The sequence below is a fragment of the Pseudomonas sp. NPDC087817 genome (genome assembly GCF_044742875.1).
Classification (GTDB): Bacteria; Pseudomonadota; Gammaproteobacteria; order Pseudomonadales; family Pseudomonadaceae; genus Aquipseudomonas.
The window spans coordinates 97,465-109,908 of the sequence record NZ_JBIUVJ010000013.1; the positions used below are offsets into that span (position 1 = coordinate 97,465).

Below are 12,444 nucleotides of genomic sequence, written 5' to 3' on the forward strand. Positions count from 1 at the left end.
AATTTACCCGCTGTACCGTATTCATACAGTTCAGGCTATGGGGGCTTTGTGCTCGTCTCAGGTTTTTTCAACCATTTCAGCGTGATGCTCCCGTTTCGGGTTCCGTACTGGTGCAGGGTTTCGATAAATGTCACATCTCGGGGCGCTCAATCGGCACTGCCGTCGTGAAGGCGAGCGCTTTCGCAGGTATGCTGCCGGTCTGTCGCTTGGCGCGCCGCACTTGGGCGGGGCCGCTAAGCTCAATTATGTAGATCAGCCGGGAGTGCGCGCAGTGTTTGCTTTAGATTCACGACTTCAACAGGACACGCTGGCAATCGGCGACTTCCCGCTCTGCCGTCTGCTGCTGTCCAACGACGCCAACTACCCATGGTTCATCCTGGTGCCTCGTCGCGACGATATCAGCGAGTTGTTTCAGTTGGATGTCGCTGATCAGCAACAGCTATGGCTGGAAACCACAGCATTGGCCGAGTTGCTCAAGGACTTGTTCGATGCCGACAAAATGAACGTCGCGACTCTGGGTAACGTGGTCAGCCAGATGCACATGCATGTGATCGTTCGTAAACGTGACGACGCTGCATGGCCGGCCCCGGTCTGGGGCCGGCATCCGGCAAAGCCTTATAGCAGCGAGCAGGTGGCGGCCATCCGCGCGCGGTTGCGTGTGGTGCTGACCGAAGATTTCACCTTTGTGGAGGGCTGAATCATGAGCCTGGAACAACGTGTTACCGAACTGGAAAGCCGTCTGGCGTTTCAGGACGACACCATTCAGGCGTTGAACGACGTGCTGGTGGCGCAGCAGCGCGTGGTCGAGCGTCTGCAATTGCAGATGGCCGCGCTGCTCAAGCGTCAGGAAGAAATGGTCGGGCAGTTCGAGTCCTTCGAAGAAGAGGCGCCGCCGCCGCATTATTGAGGCGGGCACTTTCCGCCAGGCGAAAAAAAACCGCGAACAGCACGCTGCTCGCGGTTTTTTTATGCCTTGGATCAGCGACGCGGCAGAGCGGCGATCACGTCCTCGGCTTGCAGGCCTTTGTCCCGGTTCATTACCGAGAACTCCACGCGCTGGCCTTCAACCAGAACGCGGTGGCCTTCGCCACGGATTGCACGAAAGTGCACGAAAATATCATCGCCGGAATCCCGGGAGATAAAGCCGAAGCCTTTGGACGTGTTGAACCACTTGACGGTGCCGGTATCGCGGTTGGTCATGTCGTAGTTGGTTGGCGCGGCAGCCGGTGAAGATCGATAGAAGCTGACGGCCAGGTGTACAACCACGGCAACCAGGGCAATCACTAGGCTGAACAACACGGCTGGCTGGCCGGCGATGACGGGCATCGGCGCGATCAGGGTCAGGGTTTGCAGGACGACGGTCAGCACCAGAAGAGCGCTGGCCAGATTTTGCAGATGCTGGCGTGGACCTTTGTTCCAGTAAGGAATTACGGGAGCAATGATCAGGTTCAGCAGGCCGAAGAAGGCCAGGTAAAGTGCATCGGGTTGTTGCAGGTAGGGAACGGCTTCGGATTTCAAGCTAGGTATGAACGACAGCAGCAAGGCCGCTGCGCCCATTAGCAGGTGGACGATTTTCAACATTTTGATTGGCTCACGTTATGACGGCTCACAAGGAAGAGCTGAAGGCGCACGGTTCGCTTCGCAACAAAATAAGAGGCGGTAGGCACGTACACGGCATCAGCCTATGCGCAACACCCCGGAAAATGGGGCATGGCGACACACTGCCTATTTAACAGCAAAGCCTGCGGCTACTCAAATCAGCCCGGCCAGCGGCAAGGCGTCCGGTCGATTTGTCGCAGGGTGTGCGCTGATTCGGGGCTGCGGGGTGTCGACAGCCTTGCTAAAGTGGGTCTGCACCTGTTGGATGAATTCAATCGCCGTTAGGGGGTAAACATGGCAATCGATATCGGTATCAGTGAAGAGGATCGCAAGTCCATCGTCGAAGGACTGTCGCGTCTGCTGTCGGACACCTACGTGCTGTATCTGAAAACCCATAACTTCCACTGGAACGTCACCGGTCCGATGTTCCGAACGCTGCACTTGATGTTCGAAGAGCAATACAACGAGTTGGCGCTGGCCGTTGACCTGATCGCCGAGCGCATTCGCGCGCTGGGTTTTCCGGCGCCGGGCGCCTATGCCACCTATGCACGTCTTTCTTCGATCAAGGAGGAGGTCGGTGTGCCGAGTGCCGAGGACATGATCAGGCAACTGGTCGACGGTCAGGAAGCGGTGACCCGCACCGCGCGCGGTATCTTCCCGCTGCTCGACAAGGTCAGCGATGAACCGACGGCTGACTTGCTGACCCAGCGCATGCAGGTCCACGAGAAAACCGCGTGGATGTTGCGCGCCTTGCTGGAAGCCTGACCCCCGGCGCGCGGGCATGCCTTGGGCGTGCCCGCGACGTCCGGAATCTTACCTCTGTCGTCGGCTTATCCTACGGTGATGGTCAATAAGTCATCTGGATATAACTTTGTGTCTGCGTTTTGATGAGGTCACAGGATGTGGCTTTGCAAACAGGTAGAGATGACAAAGGAGTGTCACCGATATGGTAGAGGGAGACAGGCGAGGCGACAGGATCGTCGGCTTGCCGCATGAGCTGAAATTCGATCCGTTCGCCAATGAATTCGACATGTCACTGATTCAGCCGTTGTCACGATCCGTGCGATTGAACGGCTACGCGACATGCCTGCGGCTGGAACAGATTTACTGGAACATCCTCGGCAACATGGCCGCAGACAATTGCTGTTCGATCAGTTCGCTGTTGTCCCACGTCGACCGTGAGGTGCATTTGCGTCACGGCGGGGTGAAAAATTTCAGCGCGCTGGTGCGAGTGGTGTGTGTCATGAACGGGGTCAGGGAAGCCAAATCGGCGAAACCAGCCTGAAACAGCGGTTGCAAAGGAGGTGGCAGCCTGTGCAGTCTTACGGCTGCACAGGCCGCATTTAATGGATATAATCCCGCTCTTTCGCCGCAAAGCCCTGCGCGCGGTGGCAATCTGATCGCCGAGACACCCCCATGCCGATGTACGATTACCAATGCGCTTCCTGTGGTCATCAGTTGGAAGCCATTCAAAAGATCAGCGAGGCTCCGCTGGTCGACTGCCCTGCCTGCCAGGCGCCAGAGCTCAAGAAACAGCTGTCCATGCCGGGCTTTCGCCTCAGCGGCAGCGGTTGGTACGAAACCGATTTCAAGACCGGAACCAAGAAGAACCTGGCCGGTGGCGACAAAGCTGACTAGGGTTCAAACCCAGGTTGAACGACACGCGTGAGTTTCCGGGCCGCTTCAGTGCGCCGGGATCTCCACCGAATATCGAATGACGAGAAGCGAACCATTATCATGATGCGCAGCCACTATTGCGGCCAACTGAACGAAAGCCTGGAAGGCCAGGAAATTACCCTTTGCGGATGGGTTCACCGTCGCCGCGACCACGGCGGGGTGATTTTCCTCGATATCCGTGATCGTGACGGTCTGGCCCAGGTGGTGTTCGATCCGGATCGCGCCGAGAGCTTCGCCGCCGCCGATCGCGTGCGCAGTGAATACGTGGTGAAAATCACCGGTAAGGTACGTCCGCGTCCGGCCGGTGCCACCAACGCCAACATGGCGTCGGGCATGATCGAAGTGCTGGGCTACGAACTGGAAGTCATGAACGAAGCGGAAACCCCGCCGTTCCCGCTCAACGAGTTCTCCGACGTGGGCGAAGAAACCCGTCTGCGCTACCGCTTCCTCGACCTGCGTCGTCCGGAAATGGCCGAGAAGCTGCGTTTGCGTTCGCGCATGACCACCAGCATCCGTCGCTTCCTCGACGAGAACGGCTTCCTCGACGTCGAAACGCCGATCCTCACCCGTGCGACTCCGGAAGGCGCTCGTGACTATCTGGTGCCGAGTCGTACCCACCCGGGTTCGTTTTTCGCCCTGCCGCAATCGCCACAGCTCTTCAAGCAACTGCTGATGGTTGCTGGCTTCGACCGTTACTACCAGATCGCCAAGTGCTTCCGCGACGAAGACCTGCGTGCCGACCGTCAGCCAGAATTCACCCAGATCGACATCGAGACCAGCTTCCTCGATGAAAAAGACATCATGGGCCTCACCGAACAAATGATCCGCAACCTGTTCAAGGAAGTGCTGGATCTGGAATTCGGCGAATTCCCGCACATGACCTTCGAAGAAGCCATGCGCCGCTACGGTTCCGACAAGCCAGACCTGCGTATTCCGCTGGAACTGGTCGACGTTGCCGACCAGCTCAAGGAAGTTGAATTCAAGGTCTTCAGTGGCCCGGCCAACGATCCGAAATGCCGTATCGCCGCACTGCGCGTTCCTGGCGGGGCGAGCATGCCGCGCAAGCAGATCGACGACTACACCAAGTTCGTCGGCATCTATGGTGCCAAGGGCCTGGCGTACATCAAGGTCAACGAGCGCGCTGCCGGTGTTGACGGTTTGCAATCGCCGATCGTGAAAAACATCCCTGAAGACAAGCTGAACGTGATCCTCGATCGTGTCGGCGCAGTCGATGGTGACATCGTGTTCTTCGGTGCCGACAAGGCCAAGATCGTCAGCGAAGCTCTGGGCGCGCTGCGTATCAAGCTCGGTCACGACCTGAACCTGCTGACCTGCAAGTGGGCGCCAATGTGGGTCGTCGACTTCCCGATGTTCGAAGAAAACGATGACGGCAGCTTCTCCGCACTGCACCACCCGTTCACCGCACCGAAGTGCACCCCGGAAGAGCTGGAAGCCAACCCGGCCGGCGCGCTGTCCCGTGCTTACGACATGGTGCTGAACGGCACTGAGCTGGGTGGTGGTTCGATCCGTATTCACCGCAAGGAAATGCAGCAAGCAGTGTTCCGCCTGTTGGGTATCAACGAAGCGGAACAGGAAGAGAAGTTCGGCTTCCTGCTCGATGCGCTGAAGTACGGTGCACCGCCGCACGGTGGTCTGGCCTTCGGTCTGGACCGTCTGGTGATGCTGATGACCGGCGCCCAGTCGATCCGTGAAGTGATCGCCTTCCCGAAAACCCAGAGCGCTGCCGACGTCATGACGCAAGCGCCGGGTGTGGTGGACGCCAAGGCGCTGCGCGAGCTGCACATTCGTTTGCGCGAAACGCCAAAGGCTGAGTAAGACGGGCCTGAAGGCGCATCTTCGGATGCGCCTTTTTTCTTTCTATAGAGATCAGGTCGAGATTTTTTTGTTTGCCGGCCGGCGCGGTTTTGCGCGGCGGGCAACGTTTCAAAGAGAATTCGGAGCGAGTTATGGCAGGTCATTCCAAGTGGGCGAACATCAAGCACCGCAAAGAACGTCAGGATGCCAAGAGAGGCAAGATCTTCACCAAGTGGATCCGTGAGCTGACCGTTGCGGCCCGTCAGGGTGGCGGCGATCCGGGTTCCAACCCGCGTTTGCGTCTGGCCCTGGACAAAGCGTTGAGCGCGAACATGAGTCGCGACATCATCGATCGCGCGGTTGCGCGCGGCGCCGGTGCAACCGAAGCGGACAACGTTGAAGAGCTGACCTACGAAGGTTACGGCCCGGGTGGCGTGGCGGTGATGGTCGAGTGCATGACCGACAACCGCAACCGTACCGCCGCCGCCGTGCGCCATGCGTTCAGCAAGTGTGGCGGCAACCTCGGCACTGACGGTTCGGTAGCGTACCTGTTCGAGCGCAAGGGCCAGATCAGCTTCGCGCCGGGTGTCGACGAAGACGCACTGACCGAAGCGGCGCTGGAAGCCGATGCCGATGACGTGGTCAGCCATGAAGACGGCTCGATCGATGTGTTTACCTCGTTCACCAGCTTCTACGCGGTACGTAATGCGCTGGAGGCCGCTGGTTTCAAAGGTGATGACGCCGAAATCGTCATGCAACCGACCACCAGCGCCGAACTGGACCTGGAGGGCGCCGAGAAGGTGCTCAAGCTGATCGATATGCTTGAGGATCTGGACGACGTGCAGAACGTCTATTCGAACGCGGATATTCCGGAAGACGTGGCCGCTCAGCTCGGTTAAGAGCGACTAGGCTTCAATGTGGGAGCTGGCTTGCCAGCGATGGCGTCGGCACATCAGACAATGATGGCGTCTGACACTCCGTCATCGCTGGCAAGCCAGCTCCCACATTTGTTTTTGTGTTATTTCGAACCCGCAGGCGTTATGACTTTAATTCTTGGTATCGACCCCGGTTCGCGTATCACCGGTTACGGCGTTGTTCGCGATACCGGACGCGGTGGTTGCATTTACGTGGCCTCGGGCTGTATTCGCACCGGCGCCGGCGAACTGCATGAGCGTTTGCAAATCGTCTATCGCGGCGTGCGTGAAATCATTCAGACCTATGGCCCCGTGACCATGGGCATCGAAAAGGTGTTCATGGCGAAAAACGCCGATTCGGCACTCAAGCTCGGGCAGGCCCGTGGAGCTGCCATTGTCGCTGGCGCCGAAGAGTGTCTGGAAATCGCCGAATACACCGCGACTCAGGTCAAGCAAGCGGTAGTGGGCACCGGCGCGGCGAACAAAGAGCAGGTGCAGATGATGGTCATGCACATGCTCAAGCTGACCAGCAAACCGCAAATCGACGCATCCGATGCCCTGGCCATTGCCATTTGTCACGCGCATACCCGCTCCAGTCTGTTGCCGCACGGCTTGGGAACGGCACGCAGTCGTGGCGGGCGCCTGCGTCTCTGATAGCATCAGCAATCAAATTTTTCGCAAGGTGAGTTTCATGCCTGGGTCGTCGGCCTGCAGCGCACCTTCCGTCAGTCGCCAGCCCACGGCTGGCCAACGCTCAAGGATCTGAAACGTGATTGGACGCTTGCGCGGCACCCTGGCTGAAAAACAGCCGCCGCACCTGATTCTCGATGTAAACGGCCTCGGGTATGAGCTGGAAGTGCCCATGACCACGCTTTATCGGTTGCCGTCGGTCGGTGAACCACTGACCCTGCACACCCACTTGGTCGTGCGCGAAGACGCGCAGTTACTCTATGGTTTTGCCGGCAAGCGTGAGCGAGACTTTTTTCGCGAGTTGATCCGTCTCAATGGTGTCGGGCCAAAACTGGCCTTGGCCCTCATGTCGAGCCTGGAGGTCGATGAGCTGGTCCGCTGCGTGCAATCCCAGGACACCTCGGCGCTGACCAAGGTGCCAGGCGTGGGCAAGAAAACCGCCGAGCGTCTGCTGGTTGAACTCAAGGATCGCTTCAAGGCCTGGGAAACCTCGCCGGCCATGTTTGCCCTGGTGCCGAACCAGCCTGACGGCCCGGCGCCGGTCAACACCGCCGAGAACGATGCTGTGAGTGCGCTGATTTCCCTGGGCTACAAGCCGCAGGAAGCGAGCAAGGCGATTACCGCCATCAAGGACAAGAATTTGAGCAGTGAAGACCTGATCCGCCGCGCCCTGAAGGGAATGATTTAAGTGATTGAAGCTGATCGTCTGATCGCCGCCGCGCACAGTCCGCGCGAGCGCGAAGAAGTCCAGGACCGGGCCATTCGCCCGGTCAGCCTGGCCGACTATATCGGCCAGCCGACCGTGCGCGAGCAGATGGAACTGTTTATCCAGGCTGCCCGTGGCCGCAGTGAATCCCTTGATCACACGCTGATTTTCGGCCCGCCGGGTCTGGGTAAAACCACGCTGGCCAACATCATTGCCCAGGAAATGGGCGTGTCGATCAAGAGCACGTCGGGGCCGGTGCTGGAACGGCCGGGTGATCTGGCCGCGTTGTTGACGAACCTTGAACCGCACGACGTGTTGTTCATCGATGAAATTCATCGCCTGTCGCCGATCGTTGAAGAAGTGCTGTATCCGGCGATGGAAGATTTCCAGCTCGACATCATGATCGGCGAAGGGCCGGCAGCGCGCTCGATCAAGCTTGATCTGCCGCCGTTTACTCTGGTCGGGGCAACCACGCGCGCCGGCATGCTGACCAATCCGTTGCGTGACCGCTTCGGTATCGTCCAGCGTCTTGAGTTCTACAGCACGGCGGATCTGGCAACGATTGTCGGGCGTTCAGCGAATATTCTCGGTCTGCCGCTGGATCCGGAGGGCGCTTTCGAAATCGCTCGTCGCGCCCGTGGTACGCCGCGAATTGCCAACCGTCTGCTGCGTCGGGTGCGCGATTTTGCTGAAGTCCGCGCCAAGGGGCACATCACCAAGTCAGTGGCCGATCTGGCGCTGAACCTGCTGGATGTCGACGAGCACGGTTTCGATCACCAGGACCGGCGTCTGCTGCTGACCATGATCGAGAAGTTCGATGGCGGTCCGGTCGGGATCGACAGTCTCGCTGCGGCAATCAGTGAAGAACGCCACACCATTGAAGATGTGCTGGAACCGTACCTGATCCAGCAGGGCTACATCATGCGCACACCACGGGGCAGGGTGGTGACGCGGCATGCGTATCTGCATTTCGGTTTAAACATTCCGTCACGAATGGGTGAGATGCCCGTGGCAGACGAGTTTCTCGATGCCGTGGACGATTAATACACATTTGTTGTCGATTTATTCAGGGTTTGTACTGTCTGACGACGGTACTTTTGCGGTAAAGCCATTGAACAATGAAAAACAGTTGCCTCGCCGGATTGGCAACCTGAGGAGTAAGCACTAGAGTATGCGCGCGCAAAACGGGCTTGAGCCGTTCGCACATCGTTGTCGCGTTTATTACGAGGACACCGATGCGGGCGGCATCGTGTATTACGTTAATTACCTCAAGTTTATGGAACGGGCTCGAACCGAGCGGCTCCGCGAGCTGGGCTTTGCTCAATCGCAGCTTGCCGGGGAGGATCTGTTGTTTGTCGTGCACTCCAGCGAAGCGCGCTACCACGCGCCGGCGCGACTGGACGACGAACTGCTGGTAAGCGCTGATGTAATCGAATTGAACCGTGCCAGCCTGCGCTTCAAACAGCAGGTCAGGCGGGCGACGGATAATGTGCTGCTCTGTGAAGGGCAGTTTTTGGTGGCCTGTGTGCGCACTAACAGTTTGAAACCCCGGGCCCTTCCCGAAGACTTGCGTGCGGCCTTCGCCGACGCGGTCGGTCCGGGTACACACTCAAAGCAGGAGATAAAGCGTGGAAGCTAACGTCGTCGACCATTCCTCCATGTGGAGCCTGGTCAGCAATGCCAGCATCGTGGTGCAGTTGGTAATGTTGACTCTGGTGGCCGCATCGGTGACCTCATGGATCATGATCTTTCAGCGCAGCAACCTGCTGCGTGCCGGTCGACGTGCCCTGGAGAGCTTCGAAGAGCGCTTCTGGTCGGGTATCGACCTGTCCAAACTGTACCGTCAGGCCGGCAGCAACCCTGACCCGGATTCGGGCGTCGAGCAGATCTTCCGTGCCGGTTTCAAAGAGTTCTCCCGTCTGCGTCAGCAGCCAGGTGTCGACCCTGAAGCGGTGATGGAAGGTGTGGCCCGGGCCATGCGCGTCGCCATCTCCCGTGAAGAAGAGAAACTGGAGCAGAGCCTGCCGTTTCTCGCCACCGTCGGTTCGGTCAGCCCGTACATCGGTCTGTTCGGTACCGTATGGGGCATCATGAACTCCTTCCGCGGTCTGGCCAGCGCCCAGCAAGCGACCCTGGCCACCGTAGCCCCGGGTATCGCCGAAGCCCTGATCGCCACCGCGATCGGTCTGTTCGCCGCGATCCCTGCGGTCATCGCTTACAACCGTTTTGCTGCTCGCAGCGAAACCTTGCTGGGCCGCTACTACACCTTCGCCGATGAATTCCAGGCGATCCTGCACCGCAAAGTGCACACCAGCGAAGAATAAGCAGGTAATTTCCAATGGCTTTAATCGCTCGAGCTCGCAAAAAGCGCAAGCCGGTCGCCGAGATGAACGTAGTGCCTTACATCGACGTGATGTTGGTACTGCTGGTCATCTTCATGGTGACCGCGCCGATGCTCAATCAGGGCGTGAAAGTTGATCTGCCCAAGGTTTCCAGCGAAGCCTTGCCGCAGGACAACAACACTCAGGTCCTGACCATTTCGATCAAGGCTGACAAGACCTACTACTGGAACCTTGGCAGCGAAGTCGACACCGAGAAGCAGCAGGACAGGGCCATGACCCTGCCGCAAATGACCGATGCGGTGACCAAGATCATTCGCGTCGGCACCGAAGGCGGCAAGCGTACGCAGGTCTTTATCCGCGGCGACAAAACCGTTGATTATGGTTCCGTCATGGGCGCCATGGGCGGATTGCAGAAAGCCGGGGTCGGTAATGTTGGTTTGATTACCGAGGCCCCCTGATGCAGCAACTGCGAGAGCCGTCCGCCTCGGAAAGCTACTTCTGGCCTAGTGTCTGGGCGATTGTCTTGCACGTGCTGGTGTTCGGCATGCTGTTTGTCAGTTTCGCCTTCACACCAGAGCTGCCGCCGGCCAAGCCGATTGTCCAGGCGACCCTGTACCAACTGAAATCGAAAAGTCAGGCAACCACCCAGACCAATCAGAAGATTGCGGGTGAGGCGAAGAAATCCGCCGCACGCCAGACCGAAGTCGAGCAGATGGAGCAAAAAAAGGTCGAGCAGGAAGCGGTGAAAGCTGCGGAACAAAAGAAAGAAGAAGCGGCTCAAAAGGCCGAGGAAGCCAAGAAGGCCGACGAGGCTAAAAAAGCGGACGAGGCGAAGAAGGCTGATGATGCCAAGAAAGCCGACGACGCGAAGAAAGCCGAGGCCAAGAAGGCAGAAGAGAAACAATTGGCTGATATAGCCAAGAAGAAGGCTGAAGAAGAGGCTAAGGAAGAAGCCAAGAAAGAAGCCGCTGAAGAAGCCAAGAAGAAAATCGTCGAAGACGCGAAGAAGAAAGCCGCCGAAGACGCCAAGAAGAAAGCAGAAGCTGAAGAGGCGAAGAAGAAGATCGCCGACGAAGCGAAGAAGAAAGCTGCTGCCGATGCTGCGAAGAAGAAAGCGCAGGATGCGGCACGTAAATCGACCGAAGACAAAAAGGCTCAGGCCTTGGCTGATTTGCTTTCCGACACGCCGCAGCGCCAGCAGGCCTTGGCCGATGAGCAGGGTGACGAAGTCGCGGGCAGTTTCGATGACCTGATTCGTGCGCGAGCAGCAGAAGGTTGGGCTCGTCCACCTTCGGCACGCAAAGGCATGACGGTCGTGCTGCAAATCGGCATGTTGCCGGACGGTACGGTGACTTCGGTCAGCGTGGCCAAATCCAGTGGCGACGGTCCGTTCGATGCTTCGGCAGTGGCGGCAGTGAAGAATATTGGACGTTTGACAGAAATGCAGGGAATGAAGGCGAGCGATTTCGCTCCATATCGTTCATTCAAGATGACATTCACACCTGAGGACTTAGCCTTGTGAGAAACCTTCTTCGAGGAATGCTGGTCGTGATCTGCTGCATGGCAGGGATCGCGATGGCTGATGAAAAGAACATTCTGGTCACCAGTGGTAGCGATCGGGCAACGCCGATCGCTGTTGTACCGTTCGGTTTCCAGGGCGGTGCAGTCCTGCCGGACGACATGGCTGAAATCATTGGTAACGATTTACGCAACTCGGGCTACTACTCGCCGATTCCAAAGCAAAACATGATCAGCCAGCCAAGCCAGCCGAGCGAAATCATCTTCCGTGACTGGAAGGCGGTGGGTGCTCAATACATGATGGTTGGCAGCATCGTTCCAGCAGGCGGTCGTCTGCAGGTGCAATGGGCACTGTTCAACGTCGCCACCGAGCAGAAAGTGGCCGACGGCAGTGTCTCCGGTACTACCGAGCAGCTGCGCGACATGGCCCACTACATCTCGGACCAGTCGTTTGAAAAACTCACCGGCATCAAAGGTGCGTTTTCCACCCGTCTGCTGTACGTAACGGCTGAGCGCTTCTCCGAGAAGAACACCCGTTACACCCTGCAGCGTTCGGACTACGACGGTGCCCGCGCCGTGACTCTGCTGCAATCGCGCGAGCCGATCCTGTCGCCGCGTTTTGCACCGGATGGCAAGCGTATCGCCTACGTGTCGTTCGAACAGAAGCGTCCGCGCATCTTCATGCAGAACATCGACACCGGTCGCCGTGAGCAGATCACCAACTTTGAAGGCCTGAACGGCGCGCCAGCCTGGTCGCCGGATGGCAATCGCCTGGCGTTCGTACTGTCAAAAGACGGTAACCCGGACATCTATGTGATGAACCTCGGTTCGCGTCAGATCACCCGTGTAACCGCGGGCCCTGGCATCAACACCGAACCGTACTGGGGCAAGGATGGCTCGACCATCTACTTCACGTCCGACCGTGGCGGCAAGCCACAGATCTACAAAACCAGCGCCAGTGGCGGCGGTGCGGAGCGAGTGACCTTTATCGGTAACTACAACGCCAACCCGAAACTGTCGGCTGACGAAAAGACTCTGGTGATGATCCATCGCCAGGATGGCTTCACCAATTTCAAGGTGGCGGCCCAGGATTTGCAGCGAGGTAGTGTAAAGATCCTCACTGATAGCACTCTGGACGAGTCACCTACTGTTGCGCCCAACGGCACCATGGTAATCTACGCCA

16 protein-coding genes are annotated in these 12,444 nt (G+C 58.2%); 15 read left to right on the forward strand and 1 reads right to left on the reverse strand.

Annotated elements, in window-relative coordinates:
* The first annotated feature begins 271 nt into the window (after window positions 1-271).
* A complete protein-coding gene (locus ACIONG_RS12740) occupies window positions 272-697 on the forward strand; it encodes an HIT domain-containing protein (protein ID WP_103303949.1) in 426 nt (141 codons plus the stop codon).
* A gap of 3 nt (window positions 698-700) precedes the next feature.
* Window positions 701-907 carry a SlyX family protein gene (locus ACIONG_RS12745; protein WP_103303950.1) on the forward strand — a complete coding sequence of 69 codons (207 nt, stop codon included), beginning with the start codon at window positions 701-703 and terminating at the stop codon, window positions 905-907.
* A 71-nt stretch (window positions 908-978) separates the two neighbouring features.
* On the opposite strand, the gene ACIONG_RS12750 is transcribed toward ACIONG_RS12745, so the two are convergent.
* Window positions 979-1,581: a cold-shock protein gene (locus ACIONG_RS12750; protein WP_103303951.1), complete on the reverse strand. Its 603-nt coding sequence runs from the start codon at window positions 1,579-1,581 to the stop codon at window positions 979-981.
* A gap of 312 nt (window positions 1,582-1,893) precedes the next feature.
* Between ACIONG_RS12750 and ACIONG_RS12755 the strand changes: the two genes are divergently transcribed.
* The 13 genes from ACIONG_RS12755 to tolB all read left to right on the forward strand — a co-directional run.
* Window positions 1,894-2,364: a Dps family protein gene (locus ACIONG_RS12755; protein ID WP_103303952.1), complete on the forward strand. Its 471-nt coding sequence runs from the start codon at window positions 1,894-1,896 to the stop codon at window positions 2,362-2,364.
* Between the two features lie 181 nt (window positions 2,365-2,545).
* Window positions 2,546-2,884 carry a ribbon-helix-helix domain-containing protein gene (locus ACIONG_RS12760; protein WP_103303953.1) on the forward strand — a complete coding sequence of 113 codons (339 nt, stop codon included), beginning with the start codon at window positions 2,546-2,548 and terminating at the stop codon, window positions 2,882-2,884.
* A 131-nt stretch (window positions 2,885-3,015) separates the two neighbouring features.
* The gene (locus ACIONG_RS12765) at window positions 3,016-3,237 is read left to right on the forward strand and encodes an FmdB family zinc ribbon protein (RefSeq protein ID WP_103303954.1); all 222 of its coding nucleotides are present in this window, start codon (window positions 3,016-3,018) and stop codon (window positions 3,235-3,237) included.
* A gap of 99 nt (window positions 3,238-3,336) precedes the next feature.
* Window positions 3,337-5,112 (forward strand): aspartate--tRNA ligase, encoded by a 1,776-nt coding sequence (aspS, locus tag ACIONG_RS12770; protein ID WP_103303955.1) that lies wholly within the window; start codon window positions 3,337-3,339, stop codon window positions 5,110-5,112.
* A 131-nt stretch (window positions 5,113-5,243) separates the two neighbouring features.
* On the forward strand, window positions 5,244-5,990 hold the full coding sequence (locus ACIONG_RS12775; RefSeq protein ID WP_007912738.1) for a YebC/PmpR family DNA-binding transcriptional regulator: 747 nt from the start codon (window positions 5,244-5,246) through the stop codon (window positions 5,988-5,990).
* Window positions 5,991-6,131: 141 nt separating this feature from the next.
* On the forward strand, window positions 6,132-6,659 hold the full coding sequence (gene ruvC / locus ACIONG_RS12780) for a crossover junction endodeoxyribonuclease RuvC (RefSeq protein WP_103303956.1): 528 nt from the start codon (window positions 6,132-6,134) through the stop codon (window positions 6,657-6,659).
* Between the two features lie 115 nt (window positions 6,660-6,774).
* Window positions 6,775-7,383, forward strand: a complete 609-nt coding sequence (gene ruvA / locus ACIONG_RS12785; RefSeq protein ID WP_008080221.1) for a Holliday junction branch migration protein RuvA — start codon at window positions 6,775-6,777, stop codon at window positions 7,381-7,383.
* Window positions 7,384-8,445, forward strand: a complete 1,062-nt coding sequence (gene ruvB, locus ACIONG_RS12790) for a Holliday junction branch migration DNA helicase RuvB (RefSeq protein WP_047599519.1) — start codon at window positions 7,384-7,386, stop codon at window positions 8,443-8,445. It abuts the gene before it with no gap.
* Between the two features lie 127 nt (window positions 8,446-8,572).
* Window positions 8,573-9,040 carry a tol-pal system-associated acyl-CoA thioesterase gene (gene ybgC, locus ACIONG_RS12795; protein WP_077574280.1) on the forward strand — a complete coding sequence of 156 codons (468 nt, stop codon included), beginning with the start codon at window positions 8,573-8,575 and terminating at the stop codon, window positions 9,038-9,040.
* Window positions 9,030-9,725, forward strand: a complete 696-nt coding sequence (tolQ, locus tag ACIONG_RS12800; RefSeq protein ID WP_008080223.1) for a protein TolQ — start codon at window positions 9,030-9,032, stop codon at window positions 9,723-9,725. Before ybgC ends, tolQ begins: the two co-directional genes overlap by 11 nt.
* 23 nt (window positions 9,726-9,748) lie before the next feature.
* A complete protein-coding gene (tolR, locus tag ACIONG_RS12805) occupies window positions 9,749-10,201 on the forward strand; it encodes a protein TolR (RefSeq protein ID WP_401299799.1) in 453 nt (150 codons plus the stop codon).
* Window positions 10,201-11,265 carry a cell envelope integrity protein TolA gene (gene tolA / locus ACIONG_RS12810; protein WP_103303958.1) on the forward strand — a complete coding sequence of 355 codons (1,065 nt, stop codon included), beginning with the start codon at window positions 10,201-10,203 and terminating at the stop codon, window positions 11,263-11,265. Before tolR ends, tolA begins: the two co-directional genes overlap by 1 nt.
* A 17-nt stretch (window positions 11,266-11,282) precedes the next feature.
* Window positions 11,283-12,444 (forward strand): Tol-Pal system beta propeller repeat protein TolB (gene tolB, locus ACIONG_RS12815; RefSeq protein WP_401299801.1); only part of this gene is annotated, 1,162 nt, incomplete at its 3' end.

What these genes read in the sequence shown, in the direction of transcription:
- ACIONG_RS12745 (WP_103303950.1), top strand. Translation starts at nt 701, where the DNA reads ATGAGCCTGGAACAACGTGTTACCGAACTGGAAAGCCGTCTGGCGTTT.
- ACIONG_RS12750 (WP_103303951.1), bottom strand. Translation starts at nt 1,581, where the DNA reads ATGTTGAAAATCGTCCACCTGCTAATGGGCGCAGCGGCCTTGCTGCTG.
- ACIONG_RS12755 (WP_103303952.1), top strand. Translation starts at nt 1,894, where the DNA reads ATGGCAATCGATATCGGTATCAGTGAAGAGGATCGCAAGTCCATCGTC.
- ACIONG_RS12760 (WP_103303953.1), top strand. Translation starts at nt 2,546, where the DNA reads ATGGTAGAGGGAGACAGGCGAGGCGACAGGATCGTCGGCTTGCCGCAT.
- ACIONG_RS12765 (WP_103303954.1), top strand. Translation starts at nt 3,016, where the DNA reads ATGCCGATGTACGATTACCAATGCGCTTCCTGTGGTCATCAGTTGGAA.
- aspS (WP_103303955.1), top strand. Translation starts at nt 3,337, where the DNA reads ATGATGCGCAGCCACTATTGCGGCCAACTGAACGAAAGCCTGGAAGGC.
- ACIONG_RS12775 (WP_007912738.1), top strand. Translation starts at nt 5,244, where the DNA reads ATGGCAGGTCATTCCAAGTGGGCGAACATCAAGCACCGCAAAGAACGT.
- ruvC (WP_103303956.1), top strand. Translation starts at nt 6,132, where the DNA reads ATGACTTTAATTCTTGGTATCGACCCCGGTTCGCGTATCACCGGTTAC.
- ybgC (WP_077574280.1), top strand. Translation starts at nt 8,573, where the DNA reads ATGCGCGCGCAAAACGGGCTTGAGCCGTTCGCACATCGTTGTCGCGTT.
- tolA (WP_103303958.1), top strand. Translation starts at nt 10,201, where the DNA reads ATGCAGCAACTGCGAGAGCCGTCCGCCTCGGAAAGCTACTTCTGGCCT.